This window comes from Streptosporangium brasiliense, assembly GCF_030811595.1.
GTDB classification, from domain to species: Bacteria; Actinomycetota; Actinomycetes; order Streptosporangiales; family Streptosporangiaceae; genus Streptosporangium; species Streptosporangium brasiliense.
On sequence record NZ_JAUSRB010000002.1, the window covers coordinates 2,280,522 to 2,303,076 of the forward strand.

The following is a 22,555-nucleotide window of genomic DNA, read 5'->3' on the forward strand; positions in this document are numbered from 1 at the left end:
GGACGCGGCCGGTCCGGCCGCGTCCCCCGCCCGATCGGCCGGTGTCACATGGGGACGTCCTCGTGGTCGTGCCCGAGACCGCCGCCGCCGGTCCCCGGCCGGCTGCCGCTGGGAGCGCCGCCGCCGGGCAGGTCGCGGCTGTGGGCGTAGACGAACGCCGCCGTCGCGATCGCGCCGGTGTTCACCGCCAGCGCCTTGTCGTTGACGTTGGCGATGGTGTCGCACACCTGGTGGTAGCACTCGTCGTAGGCGACCCCGGCCTCACCGCCGAACCTGGCGGCCTCCTCGGCTGTCTTGACGCCGTCGGCGCCGGTGAACAGGCCGCCGGAGGGGATGCCCACCTCGATGAAGGGGCCGTAGTCGGAGCGGCCGGTGAAGTCGGTGCCGGTGTACGGCTGGCCGAGCTTGGTGAAGTACGTCTCGAACAGCTTCTCGATCTTGTCCGAGCCCGCGGGGCCCGCCGGGGCGCCGGTCGCGTCGGAGTCGTCGCCGTCGTAGATCCCGAAGATGTGGTTCGGCGAGGCGATCATGTCGAAGTTCAGATACAGCTTGATCTTCGCCTTCTCCTCGGCGGACAGGCCGGCCACGTAGTGCTTGGAGCCGAGCAGACCCAGCTCCTCGGCGCCCCAGAAGGCGAAGCGGAGCTTGTTCCTGGTGGGTACGGGGTTCGCCTTCAGCGCCGTCTCCAGGATGCCCGCGCTGCCGGAGCCGTTGTCGTTGATGCCCGGCCCCTCGGTGACGCTGTCGAGGTGGGAGCCGAGCATGACGACCTTGTCCGGGTCGCCCCAGCGGCTCTCCGCGAGGACGTTGCGCGTCTTGCGGTGCGGGTCGCTCTCGGTGTCGGCCGTGAGCGTCACCGTCGTCCCGGCGGCGGCCAGCTCGTTGCCGACGGCGAAGGTGGTGCCGACGACCGGGATGTGGGTGGTGGGCGCGTTGAGCGTGCCGGTCAGCAGGATCCGGCGGTCGTTGGGGCCCTCGCCCGGCTGCCCCTCGTTGAAGATGATCACACCGGAGGCGCCGGCCGCCTCCGCGAGCTCGGCCTTGACCTGGAAGTTGCAGGTGCCGCGCTGGAGCAGGGCGATGTTGCCAGGGGTGAACCCGGCGAAGTCGCTCGCCTCGCAGCCGGAGCTCGAACTGGGGGTCGGGCTCGGCGGCAGGACCAGGTCCACCCCCTGCACGGTCCCCGTGGCGTTGCCCGAACCGGAGTAGGTCATGGTCCGGAAGTCCGTGTTGCGCACGTAGGTCTTCGCGGCGGGCGAGATCCGGTTGAGCACGGTCCTGGTGACCTCACGGAAGAACGGGAACTCGAACTCCTGCAGGGTGACCTGGTATCCGGCGGCACGCAGCTTGCCCGCCACGTAGTCGACCGAGGCCTCGTGGCCCGGGGTGCCCGACGCCCGGGTGCCGCCGTTGGCGTCGGCGATCTGCTGGAGCTTCACCAAGTGCTGCTTGACGGCCGGGGCCTTGACCGACCGGCTGAACGCCTGGGGGTCCGGCCCGGCGGCGACGGCCGGAGTGACGGAGATCACGGGCAGGGCCATGGCCGAAGCCGCGGCGATCGAGGCCAGCAGGCCCTTGTGGACGCGTGCGCGCATGCAAACTCCTCTAGCACTGGCAAGAGTGGAGCAGGAAATCCCCCGCGATCGCGATAAGACGGACGGTAGTAGGGGTAATCGCGATCTTTAAAGACCGGCTCCACATTTGTTATCGAGCGGAGTCGAATCAGCCTTCGGGACGTTCTCCGGCCCACTTGACGGTCGTGGTGTCGTGGGCGTGAGCGCGTGCGGCCGGGGGCCGCCGGGTGCGGGAGGACCGCGGCGGCGGTCCGGCTGCAGCGCATGATGATCAGCTTTTCAGGCCGTCGCCCGGACAGGCCACCATCGCCGCAGGTCCGAGAGTCAATTCTCAATCTCGGATAGGTAGGCGATGTTCGCCAGGTCGGTCTCGTCGGCGCTGGCACCGCCCGAGAACCAGGCGTCCAGGATCTCCTCCAGCAGCGGCGCCGACGTCAGCCGGAGGCTGACGGCCAGCACGTTGGCGTCGTTCCAGCGCCGGGCCCCGGCCGCCGTCGCCGCGTCCACGCACAGGGCCGCCCGGATCCCCGGCACCTTGTTCGCCGCGATCGACGCCCCGGTCCCCGTCCAGCAGCACACGATCGCCTGGTCCGCCACGCCCGAGGTGACGTCCTGGGCGGCCCGGGAACAGCACCATGCCCAGTCGGCGCGCTCGTCCGCCAGGGCGCCGTGTGTGATCACCGTGTGGCCTCTCCTCCGGATCTCAGGTATCAGGATGGGAGCTATACCGTCGAGACTGTCGGAGGCCAGTGAGATACGCATGCCTCCGATTGTGGACACTGGAAGAGAAGATCGGTGACGCACCTGTAATGCGGAACGTGCAGAATCGCTGGCGGTGACGAAAATCAGAGAACGCGGCAGAGTTTCGCCCGCCAACGACAAGGGGTCGTCGACGGGCGACGATTCCGTCGTGCTCGTCGTCGAGCCGCTGCTCCCGCAGCGGATCCGCAGGCCGTCCGATCTCCTGCGCTTCCTGGCCACCCTGCTCGTGCTGGTGGCCGTGGTGCTGCTGGCGCTCGTCGCCAAGAAGACGCTCAACGGCCTCGAAGGCGACGTCATCGACGGCACGAACCGGGCGCCGTTCCTGCTCAGCGGCCTGGCCGGGGTGCTGAGCGGGGCGGCGATGCTGGGCGTCCCCATCGCCTACGCGATCGAGCGGGTCTTCCACCGCGACGGCCTCCGGGTGGCGGAGGGCCTGTTCGCGGCCATCGCCGGGATGGTGCTGTCCTTCGCGCTCGGCGAGTGGCTGCTCAGCGCCGGCCCCGAGGACCTGCGGCTCCTGCTGACCGGCGGCCGCAAGGGGGTCGAGCCGCTCAACACGCTGCTCACCTCGATCATCGCCTACGTCACCGCGGTGCGGATCTCCCGCCGGCCCACCTGGCGCGCCGCCCTGTGGAGCGCGGTCGCGCTCAACGCGATCGCGCTGTTCGCCGCCACCGCCGCCACCATCCTCGGCGTCGTCGTCTCCATCCTGGTCGGCCTGGCCGTCGGCTACGCCACCCTGTACGGCGTGGGCAGCCCCAACACCCGCCCGCCGGGCAGCGCGATCGTCGCGGCGGTCGCCAAGCTGGGATACCTCCCGGTCCGGGCCCGCAGGCTCGACGACGACCACCAGAGCAGCCGGCGATACGCCATCGGCCTCAAGGACGGCACCCGCCTCGACGTCACCGTCCTCGACCGCGACCGCCAGGTCGCCGGCCTGCTCTACCGCCTCTGGCGCCGGATCCGGCTCAACACCGAGACCCGCCGCCGGGCCATCCGCTCCCTCCGCGCCGAGCTGGAGCGCGAAGCCCTGATGGCGTACGCCGCGCAGGCCGCCGGGGCCAGCACCCCCCGGCTCGTCGGCACCAGCGAGATCGGCACCGAGGCCGCGCTGCTCGCCTACGAGCACACCGCCACCCGCGCGCTCTCCGACATCCCCGACAACGAGATCGACGACAACCTGCTCGCCCAGATCTGGGAGCAGGTCCTGCTCCTGCAGGTCCAGCGGCTCGCGCACCGGCGCCTGACCGGTGACAGCATCCATGTCGACGACGAGGGCCGCGTCGTCCTCATGGACGCCCGCAGCGGTGAGATCGCCGCCGGCGACCTCCTGCTCCGCCTCGACATCGCCCAGCTGCTCACCTACCTCAGCCTGCGCGTCGGCGCCGAGCGCGCGGTCCGCGCGGCCGCCGCCGTCGCCGGGCCGAACACGCTGGCCGGCGCCCTCCCGCTGCTCCAGCGGATCGCGCTCACCCGCGAGACCAGGGCCGCGCTCAGCAAGGACAAGGAGCTGCTGACCGAGATCCGTGAGCGGATCGTCGAGCTCAAACCCAAGGTCGAGGTCGAGGAGGTCCGCCTGGAGCGTTTCCGCCCGCGGACTCTCATCACCATCATCGCCAGCGCCTTCGCCGCCTACTTCCTGGTCTACTACATCACCCAGATCAACCTGAACATGATCAGCTCGGCCAAGTGGAGCTGGACCGGTGTCGCGCTGGTCGCCTCGATGATGAGCTACGTCGCGGCCGCGCTGATGCTCAGGGGCTTCGTGCCGGAGAAGCTCCCGCTGGGCCGCACCGTGCTCGTCCAGTTCGCCGGGTCGTTCGTGAAGCTGGTCGCCCCGGCCGCGGTGAGCGGCGTCGCCATCAACACCCGCTACCTGCAGAAACGCGGCATCCCTCCGGGCCAGGCGGTGGCCAGTGTGGGCGCCTCCCAGCTCATCGGCCTGGGCTTCCACATCACGCTGCTGCTGCTGTTCGCCTACATCACCGGCTCCAGTGCGGCCACGTCCTTCACCCCGTCGCGCACGCTGGTGTTCATCATGCTGGCCGTGGCCGTGCTGCTGCTGGTCGCGGTGTCCATCCCCCGCCTGCGCCGGCTGGTCACCGCGCGCATCCGGTCGCTGTTCTCCGGGGTCATCCCGCGCCTGCTGGACGTGCTCCAGTCGCCCCGCAAGATCATCGAGGGATTCAGCGGCACCCTGCTGCTGACCATCTTCTTCGTGCTCTGCCTCGACGCCAGCGTCCGCGCCTTCGGCGGCTCCCTCAGCTTCGCCGCCGTGGCCATCGTCTTCCTCGCCGGCAACGCCATCGGCTCCGCCGCGCCCACCCCCGGCGGCCTGGGGGCCGTCGAGGTCTCCCTCACAGCCGGCCTGTCCCTCTCGGGACTCTCTCCCGAGATCGCCACCTCGGCCGTGCTGCTGTTCCGGCTGCTCACCTTCTGGCTGCCGGTGCTGCCGGGCTGGGCCTCGTTCACCTACCTGCAGCGACACGAGGCCCTGTAGCGGCCTGGGAAGGTCCCTGTGACCTTCCTGGACCCGGGGGAGATCTGTGACCTTCCCCGGGGCCCTTCGGGAGGCCCCCGGGGAGATCAGGTTTCGCTCCCGGGAGGCCCCCCGGGGAGATCAGGCTTCGCTGGAGCGGGACCAGATGTTGATGCCCGCCTCGACCGCGTCCTTGTCGATCGTCTCCAGCTCCTCATCGGTGAAGGACAGGTTCTCCACCGCCCCGAGGCTGTCGTCCAGCTGCCGGACACTGCTCGCGCCGATCAGCACCGAGGTGACCCGCCGGTCGCGCAGCGCCCACGCCAGCGCCATCTGCGCGAGGGACTGGCCGCGCCCCTCGGCGATCCCGTTGAGCGTGCGGATGTGGCGCATGCTCTCGTCGGTGAGCATCTCCGGGGTGAGGAAGTGCCCCAGCGAGGCCCTCGACCCCTCGGGGACGCCGTTGAGGTAGCGGTCGGTCAGCATGCCCTGCGCCAGCGGCGAGAACGCGATGCAGCCCACGCCCTCCTCCTCCAGGACGTCGAGCAGGCCGCCCTCGATCCACCGGTTCATCATCGAGTAGGACGGCTGGTGGATCAGCAGCGGCGTGCCCATCTCGCGCAGGATCCGGGCGGCCTCGGCCGTGTGCTCCGGGGAGTAGGACGAGATGCCCGCGTAGAGCGCCCGGCCCGACCGGACCGCGTGGTCCAGCGCGCCCATCGTCTCCTCCAGCGGCGTGTCCGGGTCGAACCGGTGGCTGTAGAAGATGTCGACGTAGTCCAGCCCCATCCGCTTCAGCGACTGGTCGAGGCTGGACAGCAGGTATTTCCGCGACCCCCACTCGCCGTAGGGGCCGGGCCACATGTCGTATCCGGCCTTGGTGGAGATGACCAGCTCGTCGCGGTAGCGCGCGAAGTCCTCCCGGAAGTGCCGGCCGAAGTTGCTCTCCGCCGAGCCGTACGGCGGGCCGTAGTTGTTGGCCAGGTCGAAGTGGGTCACCCCCCGGTCGAAGGCCCTCCTGAGGATGGCCCGCTGGGTCTCGAAGGGCTTGTCGTCGCCGAAGTTGTGCCAGAGCCCCAGAGAGACCGCCGGCAGCTTGAGCCCGCTCTTGCCGACCCGGTTGTACGGCTGGAGCCCGTCGTATCTGTCGTCCGCCGCGATGTAGGTCACTGGTCCGCCTTGGCTGTGTCGAGGATCCAGGAGAGGGTCAGCGCCTCCTCGCGCCAGGAGTCGTACCTGCCGCTGCGGCCGCCGTGCCCGGCGCCCATCTCCGTCTTGAGCAGGAACGGCCCGCCGTCCGCGAGGTCGCGCAGCTTCGCGATCCACTTGGCGGGCTCGTGATAGAAGACGCGGGTGTCGTTGAGGCTGGTGATGGCGAGGATCGGCGGGTAGACCCGCCCGTCCACGTTCTCGTAGGGCGAGTAGGACTTCATGTATCCGTACACGTCGGCGTTGTGCAGCGGGTCGCCCCACTCGTCCCACTCGATGACGGTCAGCGGCAGCGACGGGTCGAGGATCGTGTTCAGCGCGTCCACGAACGGCACCTCGGCGACCACACCCGCGAACGCCTCCGGCGCGAGGTTGGCGACCGCGCCCATCAGCAGCCCGCCGGCCGACCCGCCCCGGGCGACGATCGCGCTCGACCAGCCCTCCGCCTTGAGGTGCTCGGCGGCGGCGACGAAGTCGGTGAAGGTGTTCTTCTTCTTCTGGAACTTGCCGTCCTCGTACCAACGGCGGCCCATCTCGCCGCCGCCCCTGACGTGCGCGATGGCGAAGACGAAGCCCCTGTCGAGCAGGCTGAGCCGGGCCACCGAGAACGACGGGTCGATCGAGATCTCGTAGCTGCCGTAGCCGTACAGCACGGTGGGCGCGGGCCGCTCGGTGCCCTTCCTGACCACGATCGAGATGGGGACACGGGTGCCGTCGGAGGCGGTGGCCCACTCGCGGAACTGCTCGTAGTCGGCCGGGTCGTAGCCACCGAGCACGGCTTTCCGCTTCAGCAGGATCAGCTCGCGCGTCCGCAGGTCGTAGTCGTAGACCGAAGGCGGGGTGATCATGCTGGTGTAGCCGAGGCGGAGCCGTTCGGCGGTGAACTCCGGGTTGCCCGCGGGCGAGACATCGTAGATCGGCTCCGGGAAGGAGATCTCGTACGGCTCGGCGCCCCCGGGCAGGACGCGGATGCCGGTGAGGCCCTCGCGGCGGAAGTGCACGACGGTGTGGCTCTGGAAGGCGTCGACGTCGAGCAGCCGGGTGTCGGCGCGGTGCTCGATCAGCGGGGTCCAGTCACCCGGGGCGTCGAGCGGCGCGGTGGCCAGCTCGAAGTTCTCCGCGTTCTTGTTGTGCAGGATCAGGAAGTGGTCGCCGGCGTGGTCGACGCCGTATTCGACACCGGTCTCCCGGGGCCGGACGAGGCGGAACTCGCCCGTCGGGTCGTCCGCCTCGAGGATGCGGATCTCACTGGTGATCTTGCTCCCGGCCGAGAGCACGAGGTAGCGCTCGCTGCGGCTGAGCCCGATGCCGATCCAGAACCGCTCGTCGCCCTCCTCGTGGACGAGCACGTCGTCCTTGGCCTCGGTGCCGATGGTGTGCCGGTGGACCTGGTTGGGCCGCCAGGCCTCGTCGACGGTCGTGTAGAAGAACGCGGTGCCGTCGGCCGACCAGGCGCCGCCGTAGAAGATGCCGGAGATCTCGTCGGGGAGGGTCTCCCCGGTGGTGAGGTCCTTCACCTTCAGGGTGAAGCGCTCGTCGCCGGTGAAGTTGACGGAGTAGGCCAGCATGGTGCCGTCGGGGCTGACCGCGCTGGTGCCGATGGAGAAGAAATCGCTGTCTCCGGCCAGCTCGTTGCCGTCCAGCAGGATCTGCTCACCGGGGAGCGCCTCGCCCGCCTCCAGCTCCGGGGGCGCCTCACCGTCGGCCGCCACCCGGCACTGGATGCCGTACTGCTTGCCCTCCTCGGTCCGGGAGTAGTACCACCAGCCGTTCTTGCGGGTGGGGACGGTGAGGTCCGTCTCCAGGGTCCGGTCCTTGATCTCCTGGAAGATCGTTTCCTGCAAAGGCTTGAGGTGGGCGGTCGCCTGCTGCGTGTAGGCGTTCTCCGCCTCCAGATAGGCGATCGTCTCGGGGTCGTCCTTGACTGTCAGCCACGCGTAGTCATCGACCACGGTGTCCCCGTGGTGCACGCGCTCGCTGGGAACCTTCTTCGCCGTAGGCGGCGTCTGGCTGCTCACCCAGCCGAGTCTATGTTTCCCGCCGGGCCCGGCCCTGATCCCGGCGGGCTTCGCCGTTCGGTCTCAAGCGGTCTTGAGGGACTGCTAATCTTTTGATGTCGGCGAGGTCCGGCGCAAACCACTCCAATCACTCCGGTGACTTCAGCGTGGTCTGCACCATGTTTGTCGACAATCCCCTGAAACTCGACGGTTTCAAAGATCGGTTCGCAGAGCCGCTCAGAGGCTGGTAAGTTTGAGGGGTTGCTCCGGAAACGGGGCGGCCGGAATTCCGGTAGGGCCAGCTAGATCAAGTCAAGCCGCTTCAAGCGGGCGGGTTTGACACGGAAAAGCGGGCCTGAAAGAATAAAGGCACAACGGAACGAACGAAACGCCCCGGAGCCGGGACCATGGTCACGGTGACGGAGAACGCGTCCGTTTCTTGAGAACTCAACAGTGTGTTAAAAGCCAGTGCATGAAGCACAACCCCGTCCCACCCACGTGTGTGGGAGGACGGATTCCTTTGGTTGATGACACCTCCACCTTTGCCGGTGGTGGGTGCTTTCAGCCGGGAGCAACTCTGTAGACATTGTTTGGAGAGTTTGATCCTGGCTCAGGACGAACGCTGGCGGCGTGCTTAACACATGCAAGTCGAGCGGAAAGGCCCTTCGGGGTACTCGAGCGGCGAACGGGTGAGTAACACGTGAGTAACCTGCCCCTGACTCTGGGATAAGCCCGGGAAACTGGGTCTAATACCGGATACGACCACTTCCCGCATGGGATGGTGGTGGAAAGTTTTTTCGGTTGGGGATGGACTCGCGGCCTATCAGCTTGTTGGTGGGGTAACGGCCTACCAAGGCGACGACGGGTAGCCGGCCTGAGAGGGCGACCGGCCACACTGGGACTGAGACACGGCCCAGACTCCTACGGGAGGCAGCAGTGGGGAATATTGCGCAATGGGCGGAAGCCTGACGCAGCGACGCCGCGTGGGGGATGACGGCCTTCGGGTTGTAAACCTCTTTCAGCAGGGACGAAGTTGACGTGTACCTGCAGAAGAAGCGCCGGCTAACTACGTGCCAGCAGCCGCGGTAATACGTAGGGCGCAAGCGTTGTCCGGAATTATTGGGCGTAAAGAGCTCGTAGGTGGCTTGTCACGTCGGGTGTGAAAGCTTGGGGCTTAACTCCAGGTCTGCATTCGATACGGGCTGGCTAGAGGTAGGTAGGGGAGAACGGAATTCCTGGTGTAGCGGTGAAATGCGCAGATATCAGGAGGAACACCGGTGGCGAAGGCGGTTCTCTGGGCCTTACCTGACGCTGAGGAGCGAAAGCGTGGGGAGCGAACAGGATTAGATACCCTGGTAGTCCACGCTGTAAACGTTGGGCGCTAGGTGTGGGGACCTTCCACGGTTTCCGCGCCGTAGCTAACGCATTAAGCGCCCCGCCTGGGGAGTACGGCCGCAAGGCTAAAACTCAAAGGAATTGACGGGGGCCCGCACAAGCGGCGGAGCATGTTGCTTAATTCGACGCAACGCGAAGAACCTTACCAAGGCTTGACATCGCCCGGAAACACTCAGAGATGGGTGCCTCTTCGGATCGGGTGACAGGTGGTGCATGGCTGTCGTCAGCTCGTGTCGTGAGATGTTGGGTTAAGTCCCGCAACGAGCGCAACCCTTGTTCAATGTTGCCAGCACGCTCCCTTGTGGGGTGGTGGGGACTCATTGGAGACTGCCGGGGTCAACTCGGAGGAAGGTGGGGATGACGTCAAGTCATCATGCCCCTTATGTCTTGGGCTGCAAACATGCTACAATGGCCGGTACAGAGGGTTGCGATACCGTGAGGTGGAGCGAATCCCAAAAAGCCGGTCTCAGTTCGGATTGGGGTCTGCAACTCGACCCCATGAAGTCGGAGTCGCTAGTAATCGCAGATCAGCAACGCTGCGGTGAATACGTTCCCGGGCCTTGTACACACCGCCCGTCACGTCACGAAAGTCGGCAACACCCGAAGCCCGTGGCCCAACCACTTGTGGGGGGAGCGGTCGAAGGTGGGGCTGGCGATTGGGACGAAGTCGTAACAAGGTAGCCGTACCGGAAGGTGCGGCTGGATCACCTCCTTTCTAAGGAGCATCGGCCACATCCTCAGCTTGAGGGTCTGGTCCAGGTCATGTCTGCAGGCGCGTGTTCTGCACATGACGCGCTCATTAGTGGAGCACTGGCTAATCGGTTCAGCGGGATCGCTGACCGGCTAGTACCGCCCATCCTCCTCGTGAGGGTCGGGAGTGGGAACGCGGGTCGAGGGGTTCCGGGGTTCCGGACACACTGTTGGGTCCTGAGGAAACGGACCGGATGCGGAGCCTGCCTGTGGCGGGCTTCGTGGTCTGTGTGACCTCGTGCGGGACCGTCCTCCTGTCATACCGGCCTGGCCGGGGTTGGGGTTTTGCCTCAGCTTCTGGTGTGGGTGTTTGGTGGTGGGGTGGGTGCGGTCGCTGTTTGTTGTTTGAGATTTGCATAGTGGACGCGAGCATCTTTGTGGCCAAGTTTTTTAGGGCACACGGTGGATGCCTTGGCATCAGGAGCCGATGAAGGACGTGGGAGGCTGCGTTAAGCCCCGGGGAGTCGCCAACCTGACTTTGATCCGGGGATGTCCGAATGGGGAAACCTAGCACCAGTCATGTGGTGTTGCCTCCGCCTGAATGTATAGGGCGGTTGGTGGTAACGCGGGGAAGTGAAACATCTCAGTACCCGTAGGAAGAGAAAACAAATTAGTGATTCCGTGAGTAGTGGTGAGCGAAAGCGGAAGAGGCTAAACCGTATGCGTGTGATAGCCGGCAGGCGTTGCGTGTGCGGGGTTGTGGGACCCTCTGGGAGGAGCTGCCGCTCCTCCAGGCAGTGAGAAATCGATGGGATAGTCGAAGCTTCTGGGAAGTTGCGCCGGAGACCGTGAGAGCCGGGTAGGCGAAATCTTGTCGACTGTTTGAGGGGATCCCAAGTAGCACGGGGCCCGAGAAATCCTGTGTGAATCTGCCAGGACCACCTGGTAAGCCTAAATACTCCCTGATGACCGATAGTGAACAAGTACCGTGAGGGAAAGGTGAAAAGCGCCCCGGTGAGGGGTCGTGAAATAGTACCTGAAACCGTGTGCCTACAAGCCGTAGGAGCGTAGACGTCTTCGGGCGTCTGTGATGTGACTGCGTGCCTTTTGAAGAATGAGCCTGCGAGTTATGGTGTGTGGCGAGGTTAACCCGTGTGGGGGAGCCGTAGCGAAAGCGAGTCTGAATAGGGCGTTTGAGTCGCATGCTGTAGACCCGAAGCGGAGTGATCTAGGCATGGGCAGGTTGAAGCGCGGGTAAGACCGCGTGGAGGACCGAACCCACCAGGGTTGAAAACCTGGGGGATGACCTGTGTTTAGGGGTGAAAGGCCAATCAAACTCCGTGATAGCTGGTTCTCCCCGAAATGCATTTAGGTGCAGCGTTACGTGTTTCTTGCCGGAGGTAGAGCACTGGATGGCCGATGGGCCCGACAAGGTTACTGACGTCAGCCAAACTCCGAATGCCGGTAAGTGAGAGCGTAGCAGTGAGACTGCGGGGGATAAGCTCCGTAGTCGAGAGGGAAACAGCCCAGACCACCGACTAAGGCCCCTAAGCGTGTGCTAAGTGGGAAAGGATGTGGAGTCGCAGTGACAACCAGGAGGTTGGCTTAGAAGCAGCCACCCTTGAAAGAGTGCGTAATAGCTCACTGGTCAAGTGATTCCGCGCCGACAATGTAGCGGGGCTCAAGTACACCGCCGAAGTCGTGGCATTCACACATGTGTCCGAGCCTTTGTGGTTTAGGTGTGTGGATGGGTAGGGGAGCGTCGTGCGGCCGGCGAAGCAGCAGAGTGATCTAGTTGTGGAGGCCGTGCGAGTGAGAATGCAGGCATGAGTAGCGAATCAGAAGTGAGAAACTTCTGCGCCGGATGACCAAGGGTTCCTGGGGCAGGCTAATCCGCCCAGGGTAAGTCGGGACCTAAGGCGAGGCCGACAGGCGTAGTCGATGGACAACGGGTTGATATTCCCGTACCCGCTACGATGCGCCAATACTGAATCCAGTGATACTAAGGGTCCTTAACTCGGTTGCCCCTTCGGGGGCGGCGTCAGAGTGAACGCCTGGCCTGATCTGGTAGTAGGTAAGCGATGGGGTGACGCAGGAAGGTAGCCCAGCCCAGGCGATGGTAGTCCTGGGGTAAGCATGTAGGGAGGACCGTAGGCAAATCCGCGGTCCATGTATCCTGAGATGTGATGCCGAGCCGATTGTGGCGAAGTGGGTGATCCTATGCTGCCGAGAAAAGCCTCTAGTGAGTGTCGTGGCGGCCCGTACCCGAAACCGACTCAGGTGGTCAGGTAGAGAATACCAAGGCGATCGGGTGAACTGCGGTTAAGGAACTCGGCAAATTGCCCCCGTAACTTCGGGAGAAGGGGGGCCTTCGCTGGTGATGGGACTTGCTCCCTGAGCTGGTGGGGGTCGCAGAGGCCAGGGGGAAGCGACTGTTTACTAAAAACACAGGTCCGTGCGAAGTCGTAAGACGATGTATACGGACTGACGCCTGCCCGGTGCTGGAACGTTAAGGGGACCGGTTAGCTGCAGTAATGTGGCGAAGCTGAGAACTTAAGCGCCAGTAAACGGCGGTGGTAACTATAACCATCCTAAGGTAGCGAAATTCCTTGTCGGGTAAGTTCCGACCTGCACGAATGGCGTAACGACTTCCCCGCTGTCTCAACCGCAGACCCGGCGAAATTGCACTACGAGTAAAGATGCTCGTTACGCGCAGCAGGACGGAAAGACCCCGGGACCTTCACTACAGCTTGACATTGGCGTTTGGAACGGTTTGTGTAGGATAGGTGGGAGACGGTGAAGCTGTCACGCTAGTGATGGTGGAGTCATTGGTGAAATACCACTCTGGTCGTTTTGGACGTCTAACTTCGGTCCGTGATCCGGATCAGGGACAGTGTCTGGTGGGTAGTTTAACTGGGGCGGTTGCCTCCTAAAGAGTAACGGAGGCGCCCAAAGGTTCCCTCAGCCTGGTTGGCAATCAGGTGTCGAGTGTAAGTGCACAAGGGAGCTTGACTGTGAGACCGACGGGTCGAGCAGGAGCGAAAGCTGGGACTAGTGATCCGGCGGTGGCTTGTGGAAGCGCCGTCGCTCAACGGCTAAAAGGTACCCCGGGGATAACAGGCTGATCTTCCCCAAGAGTCCATATCGACGGGATGGTTTGGCACCTCGATGTCGGCTCGTCGCATCCTGGGGCTGGAGTAGGTCCCAAGGGTTGGGCTGTTCGCCCATTAAAGCGGTACGCGAGCTGGGTTTAGAACGTCGCGAGACAGTTCGGTCCCTATCCGCTGCGCGCGCAGGAGACTTGAAAGGAGCTGTCCCTAGTACGAGAGGACCGGGACGGACGAACCTCTGGTGTGCCAGTTGTTCCGCCAGGAGCACGGCTGGTTGGCTACGTTCGGAAGGGATAACCGCTGAAAGCATCTAAGCGGGAAGCTCGCCTTGAGATGAGGTCTCCCACCCGTGAGGGGTAAGGCTCCCAATAGACGATTGGGTTGATAGGCCGGAGGTGGAAGCACAGTAATGTGTGGAGCTGACCGGTACTAATAGGCCGAGGACTTGACCACAAAGCATACCTTGTTGGTTTCTGCAGCGCTTTGGTCCCTTCGCCGGGTCCGGAGCAGCGCGTGATCAGGGTTGTTGCCCGCGTCCACTATGCGATTCTGAAACAGCGAACACCGCGGCATGTGCGTGTGTTTGACAGTTTCATAGTGTTACGGCGGTTATGGCGAAGGGGAAACACCCGGTTACATTCCGAACCCGGAAGTTAAGCTCTTCAGCGCCGATGGTACTGCACCGGGGACGGTGTGGGAGAGTAGGTCGCCGCCGGACAATCATTCAGGTTAGGCCATCCCTTCGGGGGTGGCCTTTCCTGCGTTCCGGGGACTTGACGGCCGGTCCGGGGCGGACGGGGCGCCACCATGCCTGCCCCCGCGGGCCTTCAGACGTGAAGCTCGCCGGAGAGCACGGTCACCGCATGCCCGGCCAGCCGGACCCGGTCGCCCCGCAGGGTCGTGTGGACCACACCGCCCCGCTGGGAGAGCTGGGCGCCGATCAGGGAGTCGGGGCCGAGCTTGCCCGTCCAGTAAGGGGCCAGGGCGCAGTGGGCGGAGCCGGTCACCGGGTCCTCGGGGACGCCGACTTTGGGGGCGAAGAAACGGGAGACATAGTCGATGCCGGACCGCGACGCGGGGGCGGTCACGATGACCCCTCGGGCGTCCACCTTCTCCAGCATGAGGAAGTCAGGAGCGAGGCTCTGCACGGCCTCCTCGGACTCGACCTCCACGAGATAGTCCCACTCGTTCTTGCCGACCCAGAGAGGACTGACGACCCCCAGTGCGTCCAGCAGACCCTCCGGCGGGCTCACCGCTTCGAGCGTCTTCGCCGGGAAATCCATGGTGATCAGACCGGCTCCGTCCCTGGTCACGGACAGGATCCCGCTCTTCGTTGAGAACTCAAGGGTTTCCGGGGCCGATCCGGTGGAATACAGGACGTGCGCCGTGGCCAAGGTGGCGTGTCCGCACAGTGCCACCTCGGTCGCCGGCGTGAACCAACGGAGCGAATACGGCTCGCCGTCTTCCCCTTCAAGCACGAAGGCCGTCTCGGAGTGCCTCATCTCCGCTGCGATGGACTGCATCCAGGCATCCGGAACCGGATTGTCGAGTAGACAGACCCCCGCAGGGTTACCCTTGGAAAATTGGTCGGTAAATGAATCGACCGTATAGATGTGCATGACGTAATTTTAACTGATCGACAATATTCGGCTGAAAGCGGGTGTGCGGGCCAGGCAAACCAGTGCGCTAGCCGTACAAAGTGGGAATAAGCGTTGGGCGTGTCGCGCGGCGAACTTCTGGGCGTCGGTTACCGTCCAAGGTGTAGGACAAGCCGGATGCGGCGTGGTCCTGAGGAAAGGACGAGCCGATGGGGGCAGTGCGCAAGGTGGCGACCTACCTTGGCCTAGGCGGAGCAGAGGATTACGACGAGTCCTATGACTACGAGGACGACGTCGAAGGCGAGGGCGAGGACTGGCAGCCCGCTTCGGAGCGTGCGGCCAAGCGCTGGCGCTCGATGAGCGAGCCTTCGCGGATCGTGATGCTGACGCCCAGGAAGTACAACGACGCTCCGATCATCGGACAGCACTTCCGCGACGGCCAGACCGTCATCATGGACGTCAACGTCATGAGCACCGCCGAGGCCACGCGGATGGTCGACTTCGCCGCGGGCCTGGCCTACGGCTGTGAGGGCCGCATAGAGCGCATCGCGGAGAAGGTCTTCCTGCTGGCTCCGGCAGAGGTGGAGATCACCACCGGCTGATCCCGGGCCACCGGGACGGCCGGTGGCATGCGATCTTCGCCGCTCCCATATGCCCCCCTGCGCCGCGGCCGGCGCCCTGCGGCCTCCTCCGTGGCGCTGGGGCGCTCCCGGTGCGCTCCCGGCTGGTGCTCCGGCTATCTTGCGCGGGGGCCCCTGCGGAGCACACGGGTCAGCTCGGCCAGGTCCGAGGCGGCGGTCTGGGCGCGCTTGTCGCTCTCGCGGGCGTATTCGTGCAGTGCCCACACGGCGCTGTCGGCCAGCTCGCGCAGCTCGGAGAGCTGCGCGGTGACGTATTCGGCGTCTGCCCGCTCGTGCCTGCGCCGGCGCCAGAGCTGGTGGCCTCCCGCGGCCACCAGGGCCAGCGCGAGCGCCGCCAGCGGCAGCGTCACGGGGGTGACGAGCGCGGCCACCAGGGCTGCCACGCCCAGGGCGAGCAGCGCGTAGGCGAGCCAGGGGCGGCCGCGGGCGGGTACGCCTTCGACGCTGATCCGCTCTTCGGCGGCGGCCAGGGACTCGGGGTCAGGGCCCTCGGGGCGGAGCACCACGCGGTGCCCGAGCAGCGGCATGGTGACCGATTCCGGCGGATCCACCTGGGTGGCCAGCACGAGGCCCTCGGCGGCGGCCCGCACGGTCGGCGCGGCCATGTGCAGGGCGATGGCGGCCAAGTGCGGATCGGAGCCGGGACGCAGATCGGTGAGCAGGTGACCGGTGAGCGAGTCGGTCGGGCGCTCGGCGCCGTCTGAGCCGATCAGGTGACGCAGCACCGCGAGCGGCTCCCCCTCGATCCACGCGGCGGTGGGTCTGCCCGCGCGGCCGGCCAGCTCCGTTCCGGTGCTCTCCCGGGTCGAGGTGATCTCGACACAGCGGCCGAGCAGGCGGGCCAGCTGGTCGGCGGCCTGGACGGGCCCGGCCAGTTCGGGAAGCTCGGCGAGCTCGGGGAAGTCGACCAGGGACGGCGGCACCACCATCGAGGGCTCGTGCGGGGTCATCGCGCTCAACCACCGGTCGGGCTCGACCTCCGAGGGCGTGGCCACCGAGTCGAGCCTGCGGAGCACGAAGATCTTGCCGGCGGGGCCGTACGCTCCCTTGGCGGCGGCGAGCCAGAGCGCACGCTGGCCGTGGGTCACCGGCTTGTCGGCGGACAGCCCGCCGAAGGCGATGCCCAGCCAGGAGGCGTGGATCTGGTCGCCCCGGCCGGCGACGGCCAGGGCCAGGCAGAGGAAGAGCGCGGTCCGCTGCTCGTCGAGCTGGGCGGCGCGGCCGAGCGGGTCGAGCGCGTCCTCGCCGCGCATGAGCAGGGTGAGGGCCTCGACCGCCGGGGCCAGCCAGTGGTCGGTCACATCCGGGAACTTCGGTGGCGCCGTGGAGAGGGCTGCGTCGGCGGTCAGATTCGCCAGGAGTGCCTCGGCGTAGCGGTGCAGCTCCGTCCCGATGTGGGGACTCGCGGTCAGGTCGGTGCTCAAGGCAGAGAACTCTCCGAAGTTGTGACCGGTGACCGCGCCAGCGTAGTGCGCTTCGGTCATCCCTGTCGGGAGGCGCGCCGAACCCAATTTTGCCGGATGATCGCCTCGATTTGGTGAATCAAGGCGATCATCCGGCGGATAGCTCACATGCGTTCGGGGACCGGGACGCCCAGCAGGCTCAGGCCGGTCTCCAGCACGCGCAGGGTGAGCGCGCACAGGGCGAGCCGCGAGGCGCGCGTGGCCGGGTCGACGTCGTCCTTCAGGACGGGGCAGTTCTCGTAGAAGGTGGTGAAGACGCTCGCGGTCTCGAACAGGTAGTTGGCGAGCCGGTGCGGCACGGAGCTCTCGGCCACCTCCTCCACGATCGCGCCGAAGCCGAGGAGCTGCAGGGCCAGGGCGCGTTCGGCGGGGTGGCCGAGCACGATCGGGCCGGTCGCCTTGGCCGGGTCGGTGTCCGCCTTGCGGAAGATGGAGCGGATGCGGGCGGTGGCGTACTGGAGGTAGGGGCCGGTGTTGCCGGTCAGCGCGAGCATCCGGTCGAAGTCGAAGACGTATTCGCTGTCGTGGCTGACCGACAGGTCGGCGTATTTGACCGCGCCCATGCCGACGGCGTGCCCGATCACGCCGCGCGTGGCGTCGTCGTAGTCGCGGTCGGCGAGCACGGCGGCGGCACGGGTCTCGGCCTCGTCGAGCAGTTGCAGCAGCTTGATGGACTCGCCGCTGCGGGTCTTGAACATCTTGCCGTCGCTGCCCAGCACGCTGCCGATCTGGACGTGCTCGGCGCGGACGTGGTCGGGCAGCCAGCCGGCCATCCTGGCGGAGGCGAACAGCATCGACATGTGCAGGGCCTGGGTCGCCCCGATCACGTAGAGGATCCGGTCGGCCTTGAGGTCCTGGACGCGGTAGTGGATGGTGGCCATGTCGGTGGTGGCGTAGCCGTATCCGCCGTCGCTCTTGCGGATCATGAACGGCAGCGGCTGGTCCTCGCGGCCGGTGAAGCCGGGCGGGAAGACGCAGAGCGCGCCGTCGCTGACGACCGCGATGCCACGCTCCTGGAGCTCGTCGCAGACCTTGGCGAGCACGTGGTTGTACATGCTCTCGCCGGCGATGTCGCCGTCGGTCAGCGTCACGCCGAGCTGGTGGTAGACCTTGTTGAAGTAGCGGACCGTGGCGTCCATGAAGATGTGCCACAGGCGCATGGTCTCCGGCTCTTCGGCCTGGAGGGTCACCACCCGCGTGCGGGCGCGCTTGTTGAACTCCGGGTCGCTGTCGAACTTGGCGCGGGCCGCCTGGTAGTAGGCGTTGCCCTCGCCCGCCTCGAGCTGGGCCACGGCGGTCTCCTCGCCGATGTCCAGCAGGTGCTCGATGAGCATGCCGAACGGGGTGCCCCAGTCGCCCAGGTGGTTCTGCCGGATGACCTTGTTGCCGACGTGTTCGTGCACGCGGACCAGGGCGTCGCCGACGATGGTCGTGCGCAGGTGGCCGACGTGCATCTCCTTGGCCGCGTTGGGCGCGGAGTAGTCGACCACGACGGTCTGCGGCGAGGCGACGAGGGCGACGCCGCTGCGCGGGTCGGCCAGGATCCCGGCGGTCTGGGCGGTGATCCAGTCGTCGGACAGCGTGATGTTCAGGAAGCCGGGGCCGCTGACCTCGACGGTGCCGGGGAAGGGCTCCCCCTGCGCGTCGCCGGCGCGGCCGGTGAGGTGGTCGGCGATCTCCTGGGCGACCTCCCGCGGGGCCCGTCGCAGCCGCTTGCTCAGGCTCATCGCCACGTTCGCCTGGTAGTCGGCGAACTGGGAGGGACGGATCAGCGGGTCTGCGTCGGCGTAGTCCGCACCGAAGGCGGCGGCCAGCGCCTGCTGGACGCGCTCGGTGAGGGCGTGCTGCGGGTCGGTCATGACCTAAGGGTATCGTTTGGCCGGTCGTGAGCCGGCGATATTTCGGGCGATTACATGATCTTGAAAGCCGCCGGCGGCGCGGCTGGAGAGGCCGGGCTCCCAGGCGGCGCAGCCGGAGTCATGTGGGTGTGCGCCGGGCTCGTCGGCGGTGGTCCATCCTGGGGCGGCGCGGCCGATGGTCACCAGAGGCGGTGCGGCCGATGGGCGGCGCTCAGGCGTTCGCCGATGCGGGCGACCACGCCTTGCCGGGCCAGTCGGGCGGCCAGCACGCAGGCGGCGCTCACCCCTCTGGCCTGCGAGGAGCCGTGCGCGATGACCACGGTGCCGTTCAGGCCGAGCAGTACGGCCCCGCCGTGGACCTCGGGGTCCAGCCGCTGGTTGAGCTCCTTGACGCGCTTGCGCTGCAGCATCCCGCCCAGCCGGGCCGCGCGGCTCTCGTTGATCGTCTCGCGGAGCTCGGCGAAGGCGTAGCGGACGCTGCCCTCCATGGTCTTGAGCGCCACGTTGCCGGTGAAGCCGTCGGTGACGATGACGTCCACGACCCCGGTGAGCAGGTCGTGTCCTTCGACGTTGCCGGCGAAGTCCAGGCCGGGGGCGGCCGACAGCAGCTCGTGTGCCCGTTTGACGAGCTTGTTGCCCTTCCCCGGCTCGCTGCCGATGGTCAGCAGGCCGATCTTGGGTCCGGCGACGTCCAGGACGGTCTCCGCGTAGGCCGCGCCGAGGTGGGCGAACTGCACCAGCATCTCCGGCTTCACCTCGGCGTTGGCGCCCGCGTCCAGCAGGACGGTGGGGGTGGGCCGGGTGGGCAGGGCGACGGTGATGGCGGGTCTGAGCACCCCGGTCTGGCTGCGGAGCCGGAGTTTTCCGGTGGCCACGATCCCGGCGGTGGATCCGGCTGAGACCACGGCGGAGGCGTCGCCCCGCCGTACGAGATGGCAGGCGACGGCGATGCTGGAGCGTGGGCGGCGGAGACTGGCGAGGGCGCCCTCGTCCATGGCCAGCTCCTCCTCGGCCCGGATGATCGGGATCTCGGTGAGCGCGTCGTGCAGGGCGAGCGCCTCCATGAGGGGGCGGGGCTCGCCGACGAGGACGACGGGGATCCCGTGCTCCCGCACCGCGTGGACGGCGCCCGCCACGATCTCGTCCGGGGCGTGGTCGCCTCCCATCGCGTCCAGGGCGATCGGCATGACGCCGGGAGGGTCGGTATCAGGCAAGCGGTCACCTCGTGCGGGATGGTTTGTCCGCATCGTAGGCGGGGCCGGCACCGGATGGGTCCACCGGGGATCAGGGCCTGTCGGGGAGATTCCAGTCGCTCCTCTCCCGTGCGACGACGACCTTGCCGAAGGTGGTCCGGCCGACGACCCGGATGACCGGGCCACCCGCGTCGCCGAGGTCGCCGGAGATGTGCCGCTTGGCGAACAGCGCGCTGACCTCGTCGATGACGTGGGCGTTCTTGGGGACCCGGACGATCAGCTTGCCGCAGTAGGCGTTGACCTCAAGGGTGATCTCACGGCCGGGGAGCACCGCGTCGGACAGGTCGACGATCAGCGCGCCGAACGTGGCGTTCAGCGTCGTGTGGCGGCCGGCGATCCAGCGCCCGCCCCGCAGGACCTTGCTGAAGACGGCGCTCACCTCCTGCCGGACGGTGGCGGGGCCGCTGCCGGTGGCGGTGACGTCGGGCAGGTCGAGGGTGATCGGGACGAGGTCGTCCACGGTCACGGAGTCGTAGGTCGCCTGCAGCCGGTCGGCGTGCTCGACGCTGGTCAGCCGGCCGGTGGCGAGTGCCTCGGCCAGCACCGCGGCCACCCGGTCGCGGTCGGCGTCGGAGGCGCGCAGGGCGGGGACGCGGGGACGTGGCGAGACCGGGACGGAGGGGCTCGGCGGAGCGGGGTCGCGGGGGGTCATGAGGGGATTGTACGTCCAGTCGAGATATATCGCGATAGGAACTTTACCTGGGAACTTACTGATGAGTGGAACCGGCTGCAGGGGTGACTGCGTCCGCTTATATAAGCGCGGTAGACGCGCGACTGGCTGGAGAGGTTTACGTGTAGATCGACAAAAATCGGAGGAAAGACTTAGTGATCTTGAAGGAAGGCTCTACTCGGGGGTTCCGGGCCTACACCGCCAAGCATCTGGACGACCTGTTGCGACGGGCGGGCCTCGGGGACGAGGAGCGGCTCCGGATCAGAGCGGTGGCGACCGTGCTGCCCTTCCGTACCAACGCCTACGTGGTGGATCAGCTCATCGACTGGTCGGCCATACCCGATGACCCCATATACCGTCTGGTCTTCCCTCAGGCGGACATGCTGCCCGAGCCGGACGTCACCAGACTCGCAGGTCTCCTGGGAGCGGGCGCGCCGAACGCGGAAATCCAGGCGGCGGCACGCGAGGTCAGGATGCGGCTCAACCCGCACCCGGCCGGACAGCTCGACCTCAACGTCCCGCGGATCGGCCAGGAGCCGGTGCCGGGCATGCAGCACAAATATCCAGAGACAGTCCTCTTCTTCCCCAAGCAGGGCCAGACCTGTCACGCCTACTGCACCTACTGCTTCCGGTGGGCGCAGTTCATCGGCGAGCCCGACCTCAAGTTCGCCTCCGACGACATCGACGATCTCATCGCCTACCTGAAGGACAACCCTCAGGTGACCAGCGTGCTGTTCACCGGTGGCGATCCGATGATCATGAGTGAGCCGGTGCTCCGCCGCTACCTGGAGCCGCTGCTGGAGGTGGAGCAGCTCGAATCCATCCGCATCGGCACCAAGTCGCTGGCCTACTGGCCGCAGCGCTTCGTCTCCGACCCCGATGCCGACGACACGCTGCGCCTGTTCGCCTCGGTGGTGGACGCGGGCAAGAACCTGGCCTTCATGGCGCACTTCTCCCACCCGAGGGAGATGGAGTCGCCCGTCGCCGAAGCCGCCGTGGCCGGGATCCTCGCCACCGGCGCGGTGATCAGGACCCAGGCGCCGTTGATCAGGACGGTCAACGACGCCCCCGGGATCTGGTCGTCCATGTGGCGCAGGCAGCTCACGATGGGCATGGTGCCCTACTACATGTTCGTCGAACGGGACACCGGGCCGCAGGACTACTTCGCGGTCCCGCTCGCCCGGGCCTACGAGATCTTCAGGGACGCGTACGCGAGCGTTTCGGGGCTGTGTCGCACGGTGCGGGGCCCCTCCATGTCGGCCACGCCCGGCAAGGTCTGCGTGGACGGCGTCACCGAGATCGCCGGGCAGAAGGTCTTCGTGCTCCACCTCATCCAGGCGCGCGATCCCGAGCTGGTCGGGCGTCCCTTCTTCGCGCGGTACGACCCCACCGCCACCTGGCTCACCGACCTCCGGCCGGCGTTCGCCGAGCGCTTCCCCTTCGACCCCGCCGAACTTTCCGACCTCTCCCTCTCCGGACTCTCCGACCTCCCCGGGCCCGCCGGGTCCGCCGAGTCCGCGGGACCCTTCGAGCCGGTGGCGGCCCCCCAGCGGCTGTCCGCCTGATCCGCTCGGTCAAGCGGGTGCCCGGCAACCGGAAAATCTGACGCCGTGACCCGCGGACTCTTTTTCCCGCCTCTTTCCCGGTTTCCCGTCCCCGGCGGCGCGAAAATGTGCTCCGGGTCCCAGTGGTTTTGCGGCATAAGGATGAGCGGAGCGTAATCCTTCGCAGGACTATTTCCACATATACCGGCAGCGCCGGGCAGGTCCCAGGACCCGCCCGGCGCTGCTCTGTTGGGGTCCCAGCCTCGTCCCGCAAGGAAGATCCGATCATCGCGGGCGGACTTGGGGGCCGC

The 22,555-nt window shown here is 66.6% G+C and carries 12 protein-coding genes and 3 rRNA genes; 6 read left to right on the forward strand and 9 right to left on the reverse strand.

Annotated elements, in window-relative coordinates; translation table 11 throughout:
• Positions 1-44: 44 nt before the first annotated feature.
• Both J2S55_RS19315 and J2S55_RS19320 read right to left on the reverse strand, forming a co-directional pair.
• Positions 45-1,595: a M28 family metallopeptidase gene (locus J2S55_RS19315; RefSeq protein ID WP_306862827.1), complete on the reverse strand. Its 1,551-nt coding sequence runs from the start codon at positions 1,593-1,595 to the stop codon at positions 45-47.
• A gap of 303 nt (positions 1,596-1,898) precedes the next feature.
• Positions 1,899-2,336 (reverse strand): RpiB/LacA/LacB family sugar-phosphate isomerase, encoded by a 438-nt coding sequence (locus tag J2S55_RS19320; protein ID WP_306862830.1) that lies wholly within the window; start codon positions 2,334-2,336, stop codon positions 1,899-1,901.
• A 73-nt stretch (positions 2,337-2,409) separates the two neighbouring features.
• Between J2S55_RS19320 and J2S55_RS19325 the strand changes: the two genes are divergently transcribed.
• Positions 2,410-4,836, forward strand: a complete 2,427-nt coding sequence (locus J2S55_RS19325; RefSeq protein WP_306862832.1) for a lysylphosphatidylglycerol synthase transmembrane domain-containing protein — start codon at positions 2,410-2,412, stop codon at positions 4,834-4,836.
• Positions 4,837-4,956: 120 nt separating this feature from the next.
• On the opposite strand, the gene mgrA is transcribed toward J2S55_RS19325, so the two are convergent.
• On the reverse strand, positions 4,957-5,985 hold the full coding sequence (gene mgrA / locus J2S55_RS19330) for an L-glyceraldehyde 3-phosphate reductase (protein WP_306862834.1): 1,029 nt from the start codon (positions 5,983-5,985) through the stop codon (positions 4,957-4,959).
• Positions 5,982-8,042 carry a S9 family peptidase gene (locus tag J2S55_RS19335; protein WP_306862835.1) on the reverse strand — a complete coding sequence of 687 codons (2,061 nt, stop codon included), beginning with the start codon at positions 8,040-8,042 and terminating at the stop codon, positions 5,982-5,984. Before J2S55_RS19335 ends, mgrA begins: the two co-directional genes overlap by 4 nt.
• Before the next feature lie 566 nt (positions 8,043-8,608).
• On the opposite strand from J2S55_RS19335, the gene J2S55_RS19340 reads away from it, so the two are divergent.
• From J2S55_RS19340 to rrf, 3 genes are all read left to right on the forward strand, one after another.
• Positions 8,609-10,131, forward strand: a 16S ribosomal RNA gene (locus J2S55_RS19340).
• Between the two features lie 414 nt (positions 10,132-10,545).
• Positions 10,546-13,669 (forward strand): 23S ribosomal RNA (locus J2S55_RS19345).
• A gap of 148 nt (positions 13,670-13,817) precedes the next feature.
• A 5S ribosomal RNA gene (rrf, locus tag J2S55_RS19350) occupies positions 13,818-13,934 on the forward strand.
• Together the 16S, 23S and 5S rRNA genes form the textbook arrangement of a ribosomal RNA operon.
• 109 nt (positions 13,935-14,043) lie before the next feature.
• Here the strand turns inward: rrf and J2S55_RS19355 are convergent.
• Complete coding sequence (locus tag J2S55_RS19355) at positions 14,044-14,835, reverse strand: PhzF family phenazine biosynthesis protein (RefSeq protein ID WP_306862838.1); 792 nt, start codon at positions 14,833-14,835, stop codon at positions 14,044-14,046.
• Between the two features lie 188 nt (positions 14,836-15,023).
• Between J2S55_RS19355 and J2S55_RS19360 the strand changes: the two genes are divergently transcribed.
• Complete coding sequence (locus tag J2S55_RS19360; protein WP_306862840.1) at positions 15,024-15,416, forward strand: cell division protein SepF; 393 nt, start codon at positions 15,024-15,026, stop codon at positions 15,414-15,416.
• A gap of 134 nt (positions 15,417-15,550) precedes the next feature.
• Here the strand turns inward: J2S55_RS19360 and J2S55_RS19365 are convergent, their stop codons facing one another.
• From J2S55_RS19365 to J2S55_RS19380, 4 genes are all read right to left on the reverse strand, one after another.
• On the reverse strand, positions 15,551-16,879 hold the full coding sequence (locus tag J2S55_RS19365) for a hypothetical protein (protein WP_306862843.1): 1,329 nt from the start codon (positions 16,877-16,879) through the stop codon (positions 15,551-15,553).
• 143 nt (positions 16,880-17,022) lie between these two features.
• Positions 17,023-18,777 (reverse strand): arginine--tRNA ligase, encoded by a 1,755-nt coding sequence (argS, locus tag J2S55_RS19370; RefSeq protein WP_306862846.1) that lies wholly within the window; start codon positions 18,775-18,777, stop codon positions 17,023-17,025.
• A 179-nt stretch (positions 18,778-18,956) separates the two neighbouring features.
• Positions 18,957-19,964 carry a phosphate acyltransferase PlsX gene (gene plsX / locus J2S55_RS19375; RefSeq protein ID WP_306875487.1) on the reverse strand — a complete coding sequence of 336 codons (1,008 nt, stop codon included), beginning with the start codon at positions 19,962-19,964 and terminating at the stop codon, positions 18,957-18,959.
• A gap of 97 nt (positions 19,965-20,061) precedes the next feature.
• The gene (locus tag J2S55_RS19380; protein WP_306862848.1) at positions 20,062-20,682 is read right to left on the reverse strand and encodes a DUF1707 SHOCT-like domain-containing protein; all 621 of its coding nucleotides are present in this window, start codon (positions 20,680-20,682) and stop codon (positions 20,062-20,064) included.
• A 176-nt stretch (positions 20,683-20,858) separates the two neighbouring features.
• Between J2S55_RS19380 and J2S55_RS19385 the strand changes: the two genes are divergently transcribed.
• Positions 20,859-22,265 (forward strand): KamA family radical SAM protein, encoded by a 1,407-nt coding sequence (locus tag J2S55_RS19385; protein WP_370879788.1) that lies wholly within the window; start codon positions 20,859-20,861, stop codon positions 22,263-22,265.
• Positions 22,266-22,555: the final 290 nt, after the last annotated feature.

What these genes read in the sequence shown, in the direction of transcription:
- J2S55_RS19315 (WP_306862827.1), bottom strand. Translation starts at nt 1,595, where the DNA reads ATGCGCGCACGCGTCCACAAGGGCCTGCTGGCCTCGATCGCCGCGGCT.
- J2S55_RS19320 (WP_306862830.1), bottom strand. Translation starts at nt 2,336, where the DNA reads ATGCGTATCTCACTGGCCTCCGACAGTCTCGACGGTATAGCTCCCATC.
- J2S55_RS19355 (WP_306862838.1), bottom strand. Translation starts at nt 14,835, where the DNA reads ATGCACATCTATACGGTCGATTCATTTACCGACCAATTTTCCAAGGGT.
- J2S55_RS19360 (WP_306862840.1), top strand. Translation starts at nt 15,024, where the DNA reads ATGGGGGCAGTGCGCAAGGTGGCGACCTACCTTGGCCTAGGCGGAGCA.
- argS (WP_306862846.1), bottom strand. Translation starts at nt 18,777, where the DNA reads ATGACCGACCCGCAGCACGCCCTCACCGAGCGCGTCCAGCAGGCGCTG.
- plsX (WP_306875487.1), bottom strand. Translation starts at nt 19,964, where the DNA reads ATGCCGATCGCCCTGGACGCGATGGGAGGCGACCACGCCCCGGACGAG.
- J2S55_RS19380 (WP_306862848.1), bottom strand. Translation starts at nt 20,682, where the DNA reads ATGACCCCCCGCGACCCCGCTCCGCCGAGCCCCTCCGTCCCGGTCTCG.